At 67.2% G+C, this 16,291-nt stretch carries 11 protein-coding genes; 9 read left to right on the top strand and 2 right to left on the bottom strand.

Features of this window, described 5'->3' with window-relative positions; translation table 11 throughout:
* Window positions 1-10 precede the first annotated feature (10 nt).
* From RTK35_RS02985 to RTK35_RS02960, 6 genes are all read left to right on the top strand, one after another.
* Window positions 11-805 (top strand): MetQ/NlpA family ABC transporter substrate-binding protein, encoded by a 795-nt coding sequence (locus tag RTK35_RS02985; protein WP_316907342.1) that lies wholly within the window; start codon window positions 11-13, stop codon window positions 803-805.
* Between the two features lie 535 nt (window positions 806-1,340).
* On the top strand, window positions 1,341-2,417 hold the full coding sequence (locus RTK35_RS02980; protein ID WP_316907341.1) for a methionine ABC transporter ATP-binding protein: 1,077 nt from the start codon (window positions 1,341-1,343) through the stop codon (window positions 2,415-2,417).
* Window positions 2,401-3,054 carry a methionine ABC transporter permease gene (locus RTK35_RS02975; RefSeq protein WP_316907340.1) on the top strand — a complete coding sequence of 218 codons (654 nt, stop codon included), beginning with the start codon at window positions 2,401-2,403 and terminating at the stop codon, window positions 3,052-3,054. The genes RTK35_RS02980 and RTK35_RS02975 overlap by 17 nt, the downstream gene beginning before the upstream one ends.
* Before the next feature lie 202 nt (window positions 3,055-3,256).
* Window positions 3,257-4,264 (top strand): aliphatic sulfonate ABC transporter substrate-binding protein, encoded by a 1,008-nt coding sequence (locus RTK35_RS02970; RefSeq protein WP_316907339.1) that lies wholly within the window; start codon window positions 3,257-3,259, stop codon window positions 4,262-4,264.
* A gap of 22 nt (window positions 4,265-4,286) precedes the next feature.
* Window positions 4,287-5,126: an ABC transporter permease gene (locus tag RTK35_RS02965; protein WP_316907338.1), complete on the top strand. Its 840-nt coding sequence runs from the start codon at window positions 4,287-4,289 to the stop codon at window positions 5,124-5,126.
* Entirely contained in the window at window positions 5,123-5,836 is a 714-nt protein-coding gene (locus RTK35_RS02960; protein ID WP_316907337.1) for an ABC transporter ATP-binding protein, read from the top strand. The genes RTK35_RS02965 and RTK35_RS02960 overlap by 4 nt, the downstream gene beginning before the upstream one ends.
* A 6-nt stretch (window positions 5,837-5,842) precedes the next feature.
* Here RTK35_RS02960 and RTK35_RS02955 read toward each other — a convergent pair whose 3' ends face one another.
* A complete protein-coding gene (locus RTK35_RS02955; protein ID WP_074972558.1) occupies window positions 5,843-7,093 on the bottom strand; it encodes an HD-GYP domain-containing protein in 1,251 nt (416 codons plus the stop codon).
* Between the two features lie 235 nt (window positions 7,094-7,328).
* On the opposite strand from RTK35_RS02955, the gene RTK35_RS02950 reads away from it, so the two are divergent.
* The 3 genes from RTK35_RS02950 (at window position 7,329) to RTK35_RS02940 (ending at window position 14,358) form a co-directional block, all read left to right on the top strand.
* Window positions 7,329-9,059 (top strand): putative bifunctional diguanylate cyclase/phosphodiesterase, encoded by a 1,731-nt coding sequence (locus RTK35_RS02950; protein WP_253124109.1) that lies wholly within the window; start codon window positions 7,329-7,331, stop codon window positions 9,057-9,059.
* Between the two features lie 14 nt (window positions 9,060-9,073).
* Window positions 9,074-13,963, top strand: coding sequence for a PAS domain S-box protein (locus RTK35_RS02945; protein ID WP_316907336.1), 4,890 nt, complete (start codon window positions 9,074-9,076; stop codon window positions 13,961-13,963).
* Between the two features lie 101 nt (window positions 13,964-14,064).
* Entirely contained in the window at window positions 14,065-14,358 is a 294-nt protein-coding gene (locus RTK35_RS02940) for a hypothetical protein (RefSeq protein ID WP_052807592.1), read from the top strand.
* Window positions 14,359-14,486: 128 nt separating this feature from the next.
* On the opposite strand, the gene RTK35_RS02935 is transcribed toward RTK35_RS02940, so the two are convergent.
* Window positions 14,487-16,082, bottom strand: a complete 1,596-nt coding sequence (locus RTK35_RS02935) for an isocitrate lyase (protein WP_044406275.1) — start codon at window positions 16,080-16,082, stop codon at window positions 14,487-14,489.
* Between the last annotated feature and the right edge of the window lie 209 nt (window positions 16,083-16,291).

The following is a 16,291-nucleotide window of genomic DNA, read 5'->3' as shown; positions in this document are numbered from 1 at the left end:
GATAGAAACCATGCCCAAGCACACCCTCAAGACCCTGGCCCTTGGCCTGCTCCTGGCCAGCGGCATCGCCCAGGCCGCCGACAAGCCCCTCAAGCTCGGTACCACCGCCGCCTTCGCCCCGCCCCTGGAAGTGGCGGTGGAGGAGGCCGCCAAGCAGGGCCTCAAGGTCGAGCTGGTGGAGTTCACCGACTGGAACACGCCGAACATCACCCTGGCCAATGGCGACATCGACGCCAACTACTTCCAGCACACGCCCTTCCTGGAGAACGCTAACAAGGAGGGCGGGTTCACCCTGAAGGCCTTCGCCCCCGGGATCATCAACAACGTCGGCCTCTACTCGAAGAAGTACAAGGCCATCGCTGATCTGCCTGAGGGCGCCAAGGTGGCCATCGCCAACGACCCCATCAACGGCGGTCGTGGTCTGCAGCTGCTGCAGAAGGCCGGCCTGCTGAAACTCAAGGAAGGCGTGGGCTACAAGGCGACCCTGGATGACATCGTCGACAACCCCAAGCACATCGACATCATCGAACTGGAGGCCGTGCAGCTGGTGCGCGCCCTGGACGACGTCGACCTGGCCCAGGGCTACCCGCACTACATCCGCCTGGCCGGCACGATCGACCCCAACAGCGCGCTGCTCTTCGACGGCATCGAGAACAAGGAGTACGTCATCCAGTTCGTCACCCGTGGCGATTACCAGGACGACGGTCGCCTGGCGAAGTTCGTCGAGGTGTACCAGCACTCGCCGCAGGTGCGTGCCGCACTCGACAAGGCTCATGGCTCGCTCTACCAGCCCGGCTGGCAGTGACGCCCCTGGGATAGGCGTGGGAGCGAATTCATTCGCGAAAGGAGCGCGCAGCGCTCCCGGGCGGCCCCGGCAGGGCAGTCCTTCGGCCTGCATCGCGGATGAATCCGCTCCCACTGTAGGGGCGACTTCAGTCGCCCAGGGGCAGCAGCGCTGCCCATGGGGTCGAGGAGCCGCCCTGCGGGCTGCCTGGCGAATGAATTCGCCCCTACGGAGGTTTTCCGTGCGGTTTGGTCGAGGGGCGGGTTCTGGTGGGAGCGAGTTCATTCGCGAAAGGAGCGCGCAGCGCTCCCGGGCGGCCCCGGTAGGGCAGTCCTTCGGCCTGCATCGCGGATGAATCCGCTCCCACTGTAGGGGCGACTTCAGTCGCCCCTACGGAGGTTCGCCGTGCGGTTTGGTCGAGGGGTGGGTTCTGGTGGACGCGCGTAGCCCGGGCTTCAGCCCGGGAGCTGTGCCGGATACCCCCGGGCTGAAGCCTGGGCTACTGCCTCCCGCGGTTCCGCTTTTCGGGCTTTAAACAGATTTTCGAGAGGCCCACATGGTCAGTTTCAATCGCAACATCTGCCTGGACCTGCCGCACATCCGGCTGCAGGGGCTGGGCAAGGCCTACCCGGGCAGCCGGGGGCCGGTGCAGGCGCTGCAGGGCATCGACCTGGAAATCCGCCGGGGCGAGGTGTTCGGCATCATCGGCCGCAGCGGCGCCGGCAAGTCGTCGCTGATCCGCACCCTCAACCGCCTGGAGAAACCCTCGGTGGGCCAGGTGGTGATAGACGAGGAAGACATCGGCACCTTCGACGAGAAGCAGCTGGTGCTGCTGCGTCGCCGCGTCGGCATGATCTTCCAGCACTTCAACCTGATGTCGGCCAAGACCGTCTGGCAGAACGTCGCCCTGCCGCTGAAGGTGGCCGGCGTGGCCAAGGCCGATATCGAGCGCAAGGTCGCCGAGCTGCTGGCCCTGGTGGGCCTGGCGGAGAAGCGCGACGCCTACCCGGCGCAGCTCTCTGGCGGGCAGAAGCAGCGGGTCGGCATCGCCCGCGCGCTGGTGCACCAGCCGGAGATCCTGCTCTGCGACGAGGCCACCTCGGCGCTGGACCCGGAAAGCACCCAGTCGATCCTGGCGCTGCTGCGTGACATCAATCGGCGCCTGGGCCTGACCATCGTGCTGATCACCCACGAGATGGGCGTGATCCGCGAGATCTGCGACCGCGTGGTGGTGCTGGAGCGGGGGCGGGTGGTGGAGCAGGGCGAGGTCTGGCAGGTGTTCGGCGACCCGCAGCACGCGGTCACCCGCACCCTGCTGGGCACCCTGCGCCACGAGTTGCCGGACGACCTGCAAGGCCGCCTGGCCAACGAACCGGTGCCCGGCGGTGACCTGCTGCTGGACCTGCACTTCACGGGTGCCAGTGGCCGCGAGCCGGACCTGTTGGCCATTGCCCTGGGCCTGGGCGCGCGGGTGAGCCTGTTGCACGGCGGCATCGACCGCATCCAGGGACGCCCGCAGGGGCACCTGCTGGTGCGGGTCGGCCTGGCCGAGCTGGGCAGTACGCAGGTGCTGGAGCGCGCTCACCAACTGGCGGACAAGGCGGAGGTGCGCGGCTATGTCGCCCATGCTTGATCGGCTCTGGACCGGGCTGCTGGATACGCTGCTGATGATCGGCGCCTCGTCGCTGATCGTGCTGCTGGTGGGCATTCCGCTGGCGTTGGTGCTGGTGACCACCGGGCCGGGCGGGATCTTCGAGGCGCGTGTGCTGAACCGCACCCTGGGCAGCGTGGTGAACGTGCTGCGTTCGGTGCCCTTCCTGATCCTGATGGTGGCGCTGATTCCCTTCACCCGGCTGATCGTCGGCACCAGCTACGGCGTCTGGGCCGCGGTGGTGCCGCTGACCATCGCTGCCACGCCGTTCTTCGCGCGCATCGCCGAGGTGAGCCTGCGGGAGGTGGATTTCGGTCTGGTGGAGGCGGCCCAGGCCATGGGTTGCCAGCGTCGCCACATCATCTGGAACGTGCTGCTGCCGGAGGCGCGGCCGGGCATCGTCGGTGGCTTCACCATCACCCTGGTGACCATGATCAACTCCTCCGCCATGGCCGGCGCCATCGGCACGGGCGGGCTCGGAGACCTGGCGTACCGCTACGGCTACCAGCGCTTCGACACGCAGATCATGCTCACGGTGATCATCGTGCTGGTGCTGCTGGTGACCCTCATCCAGTTCGGCGGCGACCGCCTGGCGCGGTTGCTGAACAAGCGGGCCTGAGGGCTGTTGCTGGAGCAACAGTCCGGCAACAGGCTGTTGCCGGGTGTACAGCAGGGCGAGGCAGGGCAGGGCGCCAGGCCGCGCCGGCCGGGGCGCGGAGGGTTGGCATGGTGGCTGCATATTCCCTGATCAAAGCGTGATGACGGCTATGGATAGCTGGATCGAATAAGGAGCGTCGCGCGACTTCTGTCAGGAGCTTCCCATGAGCCATTTCCCCCTGCGGGCCCGCCGGCCCGGTTTTCTCGGTCGCGTAGTCGGGCTGCTGGCCGCCTGCGCGGCACTCGCCTCGCCGTTGGCCGCCCAGGCCGAGACGCCGCCTGAGCAGGTCCGCCTCGACTACGCCTACTACTCGCCCACCAGCCTGGTGCTGCGCCATTTCGGCTGGCTGGAGCAGGCCCTGGGCCCGGATACGCGGGTGAGCTGGGTGCTGAGCCAGGGCAGCAACCGTTCGCTGGAGTACCTTAACGGCGGCAGCATCGACTTCGCCTCCACCGCCGGGTTGGCGGCCGTCCTGAGCCGTGCCAACGGCAGCCCGATCAAGACCGTGTACATCGCCAGCCGCCCCGAGTGGACGGCCCTGGCGGTACGCAAGGACTCGCCGATCAAGACCCTGGCCGACCTCAAGGGCCGCAAGATCGCCGCGACCAAGGGCACCGATCCGTACCTGTTCACCCTGCGCAGCCTGGAACAGGCCGGCCTGGGCAAGGACGACGTGGAGCTGGTGCACCTGCAGCACCCGGATGGCCGCGTGGCCCTGGAGCGTGGTGACGTGGACGCCTGGGCCGGGCTCGACCCGCACCTGGCCGCCAGCCAGCTGCAGTCGGGGGCGCGCATCCTCTACCGCAACCTGGACTTCAACAGCTACGGGGTGGTGAGCGTGACCGAGGGCTTCGCCGCCGCACACCCGCAGACCATCAAGCAGGTGCTGCAGGCCTATGAAAAGGCCCGGCAGTGGGCGCGGGAGAACCCTGAGCCGCTGGCGGAGCTGCTGGCCAAGGAGTCCGGCCTGCCGCTGGAGGTGGCGCGGCTGCAACTGTCGCGCACCGACTTCTCCAACGCCCAGCCGGGCGCGGAGCACATCGCTGCGCTGAAGGCGGCGGCGCCGATCCTCGCCAGCGAGGGCCTGGTACGCCGTGGCGTGGACGTGGCCCAGGTGGTGGACCAGTTGATCGACCCGAGCTTTGGCACCCAGGCCATCGCCCGCCAGTGATGCAGTGCCCCAGGAGCGCCCGATGAGCAGCAAGAGCAAGACCCTGGCGGCGCCGCGCCCCTGGCGACCCGCCTTGCCACTGGCCGCGCTGGTGGTGCGGGCCAAGGGGCTGGCGATTCCCCTGGCGGCGATCCTGCTGCTGGAAGTGGCCGTGCGTGCGGGCTGGGTGCCGGCATACCAGATGCCGGCCCCCAGCGACATCCTGCTGACCCTGCAGGAGCTGGCGGCCGGGCCGCTGTGGGGGCATATCGGGGTCAGCCTGGGGCGCGTGGCCGCCGGGTTCGCCGTGGGGGCGTCCCTGGCGCTGGCCGCTGCTGCCTGGGTGGGCCTGAGCCGCGAGGCAGAGGCCTACCTGGAGCCGACCCTGGCCGCGTTGCGGGCGATTCCCAGCCTGGCCTGGGTGCCGCTCCTGCTGTTGTGGCTGGGCATCGACGAGCGCTCGAAGGTGGTGCTGATCGCCATCGGTGCGTTCTTCCCGGTTTACCTGAACGGGGTGGCGGCGATTCGCAACATCGACCGCAAGCTGGTGGAGGTGGGGCGCATGTACGGCTTCGGGCGGCTTCGGCTGGCCCGCCGCATCCTGTTGCCGGCGGCCCTGCCGGGGCTGTTCACGGGGTTGCGGGGTGGGCTCAGCCTGGCCTGGATGTTCCTCGTGGCGGCCGAGCTGATCGCGGCCACCCGGGGCCTGGGCTACCTGCTGACCGACGGCCGGGAAACCTCGCGGCCGGACCTGGTACTGGCGGCGATCATCGTCCTGGCGCTGCTGGGCAAGCTCAGCGATGGGCTGCTGGCGACGCTGGAGCGGCGCCTGCTGGCCTGGCGCGATGCCTTCGCCGGCGAAGGCGGGGAGGCGCAACCATGAGCCTGCCCCTGCTGGATTTCCGCGTACAGCGCAAGGCGTTCGCCGGGCACACGGTGCTGCAGGACGTGCACCTGCAACTGGCCGAGGGCGAGGTGGTGAGCCTGCTGGGCCCCAGTGGCTGCGGCAAGAGCACCCTGCTGCGCATCGTCGCCGGCCTGGAGCGCGACTACAGCGGCCAGGCGCTGCGCGGTGAGGGCGAGGTGGCCTTCGTGTTCCAGGAGCCGCGCCTGATGCCCTGGCTGACGGTGGCGGAGAACATCGGTTTCGCCGATGACCGGGCCTACGACCGGCCCCGGGTGGCGCAGCTGATCCACGAGGTGGGGCTGGAGGGATTCGAGCAGGCCCTGCCCAAGCAACTGTCGGGCGGGATGGCCCAGCGCGTGGCCATTGCCCGGGGGCTGTATTCGCGGCCCCGGGTGCTGCTGCTGGACGAGCCCTTCAGCGCGGTGGATGCCTTCACCCGGATGAAGCTGCAGGATTTGCTGCTGGCCCTGGCTGCGCACCACGGCATTGCGTTGCTGCTGGTCACCCACGATGTGGACGAGGCCCTCTACCTGGGCGACCGCGTGCTGGTGATGGGTAGTCGCCCGGGGCGGGTGCTGGAGACGCTGGAGGTGCCGCTGGCACGCCCCCGCGACCGGCGCGACCCGCTGCTGGCGCAGTTGCGTGCCGAGGCGCTGACGGCGTTGCACCGGGCCCACGCGTTCTAGTGACCCTCAGCCGGTGGTCTTGCGCCGGGGATCGGGGATGCCGGACCAGAGCTCGTCGAGGTTGCGGAAGTTCCAGTCCGCCGGGGATTCGCGGCCGACGATGCGGTCGCGGCCGGCGAGCTTGGCCAGGTCCACCACTTCCTGGGGGATCGCGGTCTTCAGCCGGGCGGAATAGAACACCTTGACCTTGGGCGTGGTGAGGGACTTCTCGTGCTGCTCCATCACCACCCCCAGGCGCCCGCTCTCCAGGCGCACCAGGGACCCGGTGGGGTAGATGCCGATGGATTTGACGAAGGCCTGGAAAACCAGCTCGTCGAAGTGGTCCTTGCTCCATTCGGCCATGCGGCGGATGGATTCGGCCGGGTCCCAGCCACGCTTGTAGGGGCGGTCGGAGGTGATGGCGTCGTAGACATCGCAGACCGCGCCCATCTTGGCCAGCAGGCTGATCTGGTCGCCGGCCAGGCGGTGCGGGTAGCCGGTGCCGTCGACCTTCTCGTGGTGGTGCAGGCAGACGTCCAGCACCAGGGCGCTGACCTGGTGGCTCTCCAGCAGGATGCGCGCGCCTTCCTCGGGGTGCTTGCGCACGCACTGGAACTCGTCGTCGGTGAGCTTGCCGGGCTTGTTCAGCACGTCCATGGGGATGGCCATCTTGCCGATGTCGTGCAGCAGGCCGGCCAGCCCGGCCTCGCGCACCTGGGCCTCGCCCAGGCCGAGCTGGCGGGCGAGGGCGATCATCAGGGCGCACACGGCCACGGAGTGCATGTAGGTGTATTCGTCGGCGGTCTTCAGCCGCGCCAGGCTGATCAGCGCGTTGGGGTGGCGCAGCACCGAGTCGGAAATCTCCTGCACCAGGCCCTGGGCGTCGTCGACGCTGATGGCCTTGCCCATGCGGGCGTCGCTGAACATGCTCACCACGGCGTCCTTGGCCTTGGCACAGAGCATGGCGGCACGGCTGACTTCGCTTTCCAGGTCGGCACGCTCGATGGGCGGCGCCTGCTCGGCGGCGGCCAGGCGGGCGTCGATCTCGGCTTCGGCCTCCTCGACGCTGACGCTGGGCTGGTCCTGGTGGATATCCAGGCCCTTGTCGGTGTCGATCCAGACTTCATGAACATCGCTGTTGCGGATGCGCTGCAGGTCCTTGTCGGTCTTGACCACGAACTTGGCGCGGAAGAACGGGTGGTCCATCCATGAACCGCAGAACTCCTGAACGTACATGCCCAATTGCAGGTCGGTGGTGGCGATGCGTTTGAGTGTCATGGCACTACTCTGACGGGGGAAAGGCGCTCGGCAGGGCCGGCTGACACTCACTATAGGCGGGCGATGGCCGGCTTTGAAACGCCGCCTGCAAGCTTGCACGGCTGTTCTATCTTGAGTGAAGGCGCCGCGCGGCATGCGGCGTTCCGTCTTCGCCCGACGACCGTCCGGTGGCCCAATGGCCCCGTGCCATATTCGTCTAGTCTCTCTGTCAATCAGGGAAAGCGAGTAGCAGGGAATGCAGGATTCTTTCAGCTCCGAGCCGGTGATCCTGATCATCGATGACCAGGCCAGCGACGTCCTCATCCTCAGCGAGGCGATCCGCGACCTGGCGTCCATTCATGTCGCCAACGGGGGAACGGGAACGCTGGATGTGGCGCGGGCCTGCCGCCCGGACGTGGTGCTGCTGGACATCCAGATGCCGCTGATGGACGGCTTCGAGATCTGCCGGGCGATCAAGTCGGACCCGAAGTTGCGCGGGGCCTCGGTGCTGTTCGTCACCGCCCACAGCGGGCCGGAGAACGAGTTGAAGGCGCTGGAGAGCGGTGCCCTGGGCTTCATCCGCAAGCCACTCAACCTGCCGCTGGTGCGCGCCCATGTGCGTGCCCACCTGGATCTGCGCGAGCAGGCCAAGCGGGTGGTCTGCTTCGATGCCCTGACCGGTCTGCCCAACCGCGCCCTGCTGCAGGACCGTGCGGCCCAGGCCATCCAGAAGGCCCGGCGCAGCGAGGGGCGGGTGGCGATGCTCATGCTGGACCTGGACAACTTCAAGTTCCTCAACGACACCATCGGCCATTCCATCGGGGACCAGGTGCTGCGCGAGGTGGCCCATCGGCTGTCTGCAGCGGTGCGTTCGGTGGACACGGTGAGCCGCCAGGGCGGTGACGAGTTCGTGGTGCTGCTGCCGGACGTGCAGGGCTTCGATGCGGTGGGGGATTTTGCCGACCGGCTGCTGGGGATCATCGCCCAGCCGCTGCTGATCAACGGCAACCGCTATGACTTGTCGGGGAGCATCGGCATCAGCTTTTTCCCCGATGATTGCGACAATTTCGAGTCGCTTTACCGCTATGCGGACGCGGCGATGTATCAGGCCAAGCAGGAGGGCCGCAATCGCTTCCGCTTCTTCTCCGAGCAGATCGAGAACAGCACCCGGGCCCGCCACATGCTCGAACGGCATATGCGCCGGGCGCTGGAGCAGCGGGTGTTCGAGGTGTTCTACCAGGCCAAGGTGGACGTCTCCGACGGCCGCCCCAGCGGCGTGGAGGCATTGGTCCGCTGGCGCACCTCCGATGGGCAACTGGTGTCGCCGGCGGACTTCATCCCCCTGGCGGAGGAGACGGGGCTGATTATCCCCATTGGCAAGTTCGTGATGCTGCAGGCCTGCAACGATGCCCAGCGGATGATCGCCATGGGCTGGCCGGTGTGCATGAGCGTGAACATCTCGGCGGTGCAGTTCCGTGAGGAGAGCTTCCTCGGCATGGTCACGGCCATCCTGGAGGAGTCGGGCCTGCCGCCGAACCACCTGGAACTGGAAATCACCGAGGGGGTGCTGGCCCACGACATCGACCGCACCCGTGCCACCCTGCTGGCGCTGAAGGAGATCGGCGTGCGCATCGCCATCGATGACTTCGGCACGGGTTACTCCAGCCTGGCCTACCTCAAGCGCCTGCCCATCGATGTGCTGAAGATCGACCAGAGCTTCGTCCGCGAGATGCTCACCGACCGCAGCGATGCGGCCATCATCGAGGCGGTCATCCGCCTGGCCCAGGCGCTGGACCTGGAACTGGTGGCCGAGGGCGTGGAGTGTCCGCGCCAGGCCCGGCGTCTTCAGGAGCTGGGGTGCCGGCTGATGCAGGGCTACCTGTTCTGCCGGCCGCTGCCCTACGAGGACGCCTGTGGCTTCCTCGCCGAGCACTGTGAGCACCCGCGCTGCTGGACCACTCTGGATGGCGAGGGGGAGGCCGAGTGAGAAACCGCGGGCAGGTGTCCGTTCCACTGGTTGCCATGCTCCTCACGGCGCTGGCCGGCCTGCTGGTGACTGGCCTGCTGGCGGGGTTGCTGGAGCGCGCCAACCAGGATCGTCTGCACGAGGCCCTGCATGACGTCACCGAGCGTGCCGCAGATGGCGTTGTGAAGCGCCTGGAGCTTTACCAGTACGGTTTGCGTGGGGCTCGGGGCAGCCTGCTGACCGCTGGGGAGTGGGGCATGACGCGGGAGATCTTCCAGCGCTATGCCCGCTCCCGCGATATCACCAAAGAGTTTCCGGGTGCGCGGGGCTTCGGGTTGATCCGCCGTGTGCCACAGGCCGAGCTGGCCGGTTTCCTGGTCAAGGCGCGGGCCGACGGGCCGGCGGATTTCGACATCCATGAACTGACGGACCACCCGGGCGAGCACTTCATCATCCAGTACATCGAGCCCCTGGCAGGCAACGAGCCCGCCATTGGCTTGGACATCGCTTCCGAGCGTAACCGCCGTGAAGCGGCCCTGTCGGCGATGCGCAGTGGTGAGGTGCGGCTGACGGCACCGATCACCCTGGTGCAGTCCCTGGGCAAGCCGCGCCAGTCGTTCCTGATCCTGATGCCGATCTACCGCAGCGGGGTGGTGCCGGCGACCGAGGCTGAGCGGGAGCGTCAGGCCATGGGCTGGAGCTATTCGCCGCTGATCACCGAGCAGGTGCTGCAGGGGCTGGAGGTGGTGGACGAGACGATGCGCCTGCGCCTGCGGGACATCACCGAGGATTCGGACGAGCCGCTGTTCTACGAGAGCGCGCCGGATTTGGTCGAGGCGCCGGAAATCCACCAGGAGAAGGTCCTGCGGGATCTCTACGGCCGTCGCTGGGAGATCGAACTGGCTGCGCTGCCGTCGTTTGTCGAGCGTCTGGCGCTGCCGCCTCCGGCGATGGTGTGGGTGGCGGGGACAGGGCTGAGCCTGCTGCTGGCGGCGTTGCTGGGGGCGAGCCTGATGAGCCGCCGACGCAAGCACCAGGTGCTGGCGGAGCAGGCGCGGCTGGCGGCCATCGTCGAGAACTCGGCCGATGGCATCGTCGGCCAGACCCTGGGTGGCGTGATCACCAGTTGGAACCAGGGGGCCGAGGCGATCCTCGGCTACAGCGCGGAGCAGGCCATCGGCCAGGATCTGGCCGCATTGGTGGTGCCGGAGCGCGGCCACGAGCAGGAAGAGACATTGCTGCGCCAGGCGCTGGTCGGGGAGCGCATCAGCCTCTACGAAACCCGTTACCGGCGCCAGGACGGCAGCCTGGTGCATGTGGCCCTGTCGATCGCGCCGATCCTGGATGGCCTGGGCCGGGTGGTGGGCATTTCGCGCACGGTGCGTGACATCACGGCGCAGAAGCAGGCAGAGGCGCGCATCCTCGAGCTCAATGCCAGCCTGGAGACCCAGGTGGCCGAGCGCACGGCCCAGCTGTTGCGCACCAATGTGCTGCTGGACGGCGTGCTGACCGCGGCCACCGAGGTGTCGATCATCGCCACCGACCCGGACGGGCTGATCCGGGTGTTCAACCGCGGTGCCGAGCGCTTGCTGGGGTACTCGGCCGAGGAACTGGTGGGGCGCCAGACGCCGGCGCTGCTGCATGTGACCGAAGAGGTGGTGGCCCGTGGCCGGGAGCTTTCCGCCTATTACGACAAGCCGGTGCAGGGGTTCCGGGTGTTCGTCCAGGTGCCTGAGCTGGAAGGTTCCGAGGCACGTGAGTGGACCTATGTGCGCAAGGATGGCAGCCGCTTCCCGGTGACCCTGGTGGTGACCGCGATGCGCGATGAGCAGGGGCGCATCACCGGCTACCTGGGCATTTCCCTCGACATCACCGAGCGCAAGGCCACCGAGCGGCGCCTGGCGGAGAGCCTGGCGACCACCCGTGCTGTGCTGGATACGGCGGTGAACCCGGTGATCACCTTCGATGGCGAGGGGCGCATCCAGACCTTCAACCCGGCGGGTGGCGTGGTGTTCGGGGTATCGCCCGAGCATATGGTCGGGCGCTCCATCGAGGACCTGATCGAGCCCGTGTCCCTGGAGCGCTTCCACGAACTGCTCACGGGCTACGAGCAGCCGGTGGAGGGTCTGGGGCCCAGCGGGATGGAGCTGTGGGGGCGGCGCAGTGACGACAGCGCCTTCCCCATGCAGGTCACCCTGGCACCGATGCTGGTGGGTGGCGAGCAGCGCATGGTCTGCGTGGTGACCGACCTCAGCGAGCAGCATCGCCAGCGCAAGGAGCTGGTGGCCACCCGCGACCAGCTGCTGCTGGCCTCGGAGGTGGCGGGCCTGGGCATCTGGTCGTGGTTCCTGGAGGACAACCGGCTGCACTGGAACGACCGCATGTTCGAGCTGTATGGACAGCCGCGCAGCCTGCGGGAACAAGGCCTCACGTTCGACCATTGGCGCCAGCGTGTGCACCCGGACGACATGGACCGGGTGGTGGCGCAGTTGCAAGGGGCCATCGCCGGGACCGCCGTCTATGACCCGATCTTCCGCATCGTGCGGCCGGACGGGCAGGTGCGTTACATCCAGGCGGCGGCTCAGATCGAACGGGACTCCCTGGGCCGGCCCACCCGGGTGACCGGGATCAACCTCGACATCACCGCCCAGCGCGAACTGGAGTCGCGCCTGCGGGATGCGCGTGACAAGGCGGATGCGGCCAGCGCGGCGAAGAGCTTCTTCCTCGCCAACATGAGCCATGAAATCCGCACGCCGATGAATGCGGTGCTGGGCATGCTGCACCTGGTGCAGGGCACCGGGCTGGACAACCGCCAGCTGGACTACGTGCTCAAGGCGCAGACAGCGGCGCGCTCGTTGCTGGGGCTGCTCAACGACATTCTCGATTACTCGAAGATCGAAGCCGGCAAGCTGCAGCTCGATCCGCACCCGTTCGAGCTGGAGTCGCTGATGCGCGACTTGGCAGTGGTGCTGGCGGGTAACCAGGGCGACAAGGATGTCGAGGTGATGTTCGACCTCGACGCCAACCTGCCGCTGCACCTGGTGGGGGACAGCTTCCGCCTGCAGCAGGTGCTGATCAACCTGGGTGGCAATGCCCTGAAATTCACCAGCCGTGGCCAGGTGGTGGTGGCCTTCCGTCAACTGGCCTGCGACGACTCCTCGGTGTTGCTGCAGGTGTCGATCAGCGACACCGGCATCGGCATCAGCCCGGAGCAGCTGGAGCGGATCTTCGATGGCTTCACCCAGGCCGAGGCGTCCACCACGCGCCGCTTCGGCGGCACCGGGCTGGGCCTGGTGATCTGCAAGCGCCTGGTGGAGCTGATGGGGGCCGAGCTGAAGGTGGAAAGCCGGCCGGGAGAAGGCAGCCGTTTCTGGTTCGATGTGCGGCTGGGCATCAGCGAGCCGGTCGCCGCCCTGCGCAGCGAGTGCCCGTGCGTGGATGCGCCGCTGCACCTGCTGGTGGTGGACGACAACCCGGTGGCGGGGGAGGTGCTGCTGCGCACGCTGCTGTCCCTGGGGTGGCGCAGTGAATACGTGATGTCGGGTGAGGCGGCTGTCTCGGCGGTGCAGCAGGCGGCGCGGCGGGGCGATCCGTTCGACCTGGTGCTGATGGACTGGCGCATGCCGGGGCTGGACGGGCTGGCCAGCAGCCGTGCCCTGGCGGCACTGGGGGCTGCAGCACCCCGGGTGGTGATGATCACCGCCCACGGCAGCGAGGTGCTGGCGGACCAGCAGCAGAAGGGACGGGCACCGTTTGCGGCGTTCCTCACCAAGCCGGTGACGCCCCAGCAGTTGGCCACTGCTGTGCAACGGGCGATCTGGGGCGAGGAGGGGGCGGTGGGCCAGCCTACCGCCGGTGTAGCGCGGGTCCGGCACCTTGCTGGGTTGTGCCTGCTGGTGGTGGAGGACAACGCGCTGAACCGCCAGGTGGCTTCGGAGCTGCTGATGGGCGAGGGCGCGGAAGTGATCCTGGCCGAGGGCGGCCTGGAGGGGGTGCAGACGGTGCTGGCGGAGCCGGAGCGTTTCGATGCGGTGCTGATGGACATCCAGATGCCGGACATCGATGGCCTGGAGGCGTCCCGGCGCATCCGCCTGGATGAACGGTGCCGCACCCTGCCGATCATCGCCATGACCGCCAATGCCTCGGAGCAGGACCGGCGCACCTGCCTGGAAGCGGGGATGAACGATCACGTCGGCAAGCCCGTGGACATCCAGCAACTGACCCGGGTGCTGTTGTTCTGGACCGGTGGGGCTACCCCGGCGCTACCGGAGCCTCCGCCCCCCCGACCCGACCCGGGTGCGCAGGTGTTGCTGGAGCCGCCGGCATCGATCCTGTCGCGTTTTGCCGACAACCTGCCATTGCTGCAGACGGTGCTGGTCAGCTTCCGCGAGGAGACCGAGCGTCAGCTGGAGCAGTTGCAGCAGGCCCGTGATGATGGCGACCTGCGCGGTGTGCTGGCGGCCTTGCATGGCATCAAGGGCAGTACCGGGACGATGGGAGCCAGGGCGCTTTCACACCTGGCCATGGAGCTGGAGAGCCGGGGCCGTGGATTGACCCCGGATACGGCTGCTCCCTTCCTCGAAGACCCGAGCTGGCTGCTGCAGATGCGTGCACTGCTGGTGGAGAGCAACCAGCAACTGCTTGAGCAGTTCCAGGTGGATGCGTCGACTGGCCAGGGGCAGGAGCCCCTGCCGGCGCTGGATGAGGACGCCTGGCGTGAGGCGCTGCAGCAGACGCTGGAGCTGCTGGCCAGCGGATCGATCCAGGCGCTGGACCGCGCGCGGGAGCTTAAAGGGCGTGCTCCGGACAGCCTGCGGGAGGCGGCAGCGGCCTTTGCCGCGCGGGTGGAGCGCCTGGACTTCCAGGGCGCCCAGGCCTTGGCCCGTGACCTGTTGCCCAGTGATGCGGCGTCTTCGCCGGACTGAAGGGTATCGGGCCTGATACCGAATTCTTCTCGGCGCTGCGGAACTGGCGGGCACCGGCTCGCTCAAATCGGCACTTCAACCACTGCCGAGGTGTGAGCAGCATGCGTCTTCCCTTCAAGCCCTTCCTGGCCCTTCTGATGGTTCTGCCGTTGACCGCCTGCCTGGACAAGCAGGTGGACCAGACGGCGCTGTGCACCTTCACCTCTGACGCCGATGCACGGCTGTGCAAGGAGGGCGAGCTGGCCTGGTTCAAGCCGGCCCGCTGGGGCAACGAGCAGTTGCCGTTGAGCGTGGCGGCGGCCTATTGCGACTTCAACCATCCGGTGATGCACAACAACGCGGGGGTGATCTGCGTGTTCACCGAGAAGCGCCTGCGGCTGGTCAACGGCCAGTAAGGCGGGGGCGGGCGAGGCGGGAGTATTCCGCCCTGGTCAGCAGGTGCAAATAAAAAAGGCCCCGGTATCGCTACCGGGGCCTTGAGGCATCCGGCTGGGCCCGAGGGCCCGCCGGTGAACAGCTCCTATTAGTGGAACTGGTTCATGGTGTTGTCTTTACCGCTTGCCTTCAGAGCCGCTTCGCCAGCGAAGTACTCCTTGTGGTTGTCGCCGATGTCGGAGCCAGCCATGTTCTGGTGCTTGACGCAGGCGATGCCTTGGCGCAGCTCCTGACGCTGAACACCCTTCACGTAGGCCAGCATGCCCTCGTCGGCGAAGTAGCCTTTGGCCAGGTTGTCGGTGGACAGGGCCGCAGTGTGGTAGGTCGGCAGGGTGATCAGGTGGTGGAAGATGCCGGCGTGGGCGGAACCGTCACGCTGGAAGGTACGGATCTTCTCGTCTGCAACCTGGGCCAGTTCGGTCTCGTCGTACTCGACGCTCATCAGCTTGGCGCGGTCGTAGGCGGAAACGTCCTTGCCTTCGGCGACGAACGCGTCGAACACCTGCTGGCGGAAGTTCAGGGTCCAGTTGAAGGACGGGCTGTTGTTGTAGACCAGCTTGGCGTTCGGGATGACCTGACGGATGCGGTCAACCATGCCTTTGATCTGGCCAACGTGCGGCTTCTCGGTTTCGATCCACAGCAGGTCGGCGCCGTTCTGCAGGCTGGTGATGCAGTCCAGTACGCAGCGGTCTTCGCCGGTGCCCTGACGGAACTGGAACAGGTTGGACGGCAGGCGCTTGGGACGCAGCAGCTTGCCTTCGCGGTTGATCACGACGTCGCCGTTCTTCAGTTCGGCAGCGGAGATCTCTTCGCAGTCCAGGAAGGAGTTGTACTGGTCGCCCAGGTCGCCCGGCTGCTTGGTCACGGCGATCTGCTTGGTCAGGCCGGCACCCAGGGAGTCGGTACGGGCAACGATCACGCCGTCGTCCACACCCAGCTCGAGGAACGCGTAGCGAACGGCGTTGATCTTGGCGAGGAAGTCTTCGTGGGGAACGGTCACTTTGCCGTCCTGGTGGCCGCACTGCTTCTCGTCGGAAACCTGGTTCTCGATCTGGATGCAGCAGGCACCGGCTTCGATCATCTTCTTGGCCAGCAGGTAGGTGGCTTCCGGGTTACCGAAGCCAGCGTCGATGTCGGCGATGATCGGGACGACGTGGGTTTCGTAGCCGTCGATCTGGGCCTGTACTTCGGCTTCCTTGGCCTTGTCACCGGCGGCGCGGGCAGCGTCCAGGGCGGTGAACAGCAGGTCCAGTTCGCGGGCGTCAGCCTGGCGCAGGAAGGTGTACAGCTCTTCGATCAGGCCGGCGACAGCGGTCTTCTCGTGCATGGACTGGTCGGGCAGCGGACCGAAGTCGGAACGCAGGGCGGCAACCATCCAGCCGGACAGGTAGAGGTAGCGCTTGTTGGTGGTCTTCAGGTGCTTCTTGATGGAGATCAGCTTCTGCTGACCGATGAAGCCGTGCCAGCAGCCCAGGGACTGGGTGTAGACGGAGGAGTCGGCATCGTACTCGGCCATGTCCTTGCGCATGATGGCCGCGGTGTACTTGGCGATGTCCAGACCGGTCTTGAAGCGGTTCTGCACACGCATGCGAGCTGCGTACTCGGGGTTGATCGCGCTCCAGCTGCTGCCGTACTTCTCTTTCAGCGCGGCAACGGCTTTGATCTCGTTCTGATATGCGGACATGGTCAATCCTTCAAATGTGTATGGTTGAGCACCAACTTCCCCGTGCAAGGACCTGGAAGGCCATGGCGGGTTGCTCACCGCAGTACGCTGAGAATGTGACCAGAGCGAGTGTGAACTCGGAGGGAGGGGTTGAGACGAACGGTGCAGGCGGCTTCGGTGATCGCTACCCGTGGCGCTTTCGGCTCGTGGATGCCTTGACGCACGAATAG

The organism is Pseudomonas sp. zfem003 (genome assembly GCF_032621675.1).
Taxonomy (GTDB): Bacteria; Pseudomonadota; Gammaproteobacteria; order Pseudomonadales; family Pseudomonadaceae; genus Metapseudomonas; species Metapseudomonas otitidis.
The sequence above is the reverse complement of the archived record's forward strand: the minus strand, read 5'-3'. Positions and strand labels throughout refer to the sequence as shown.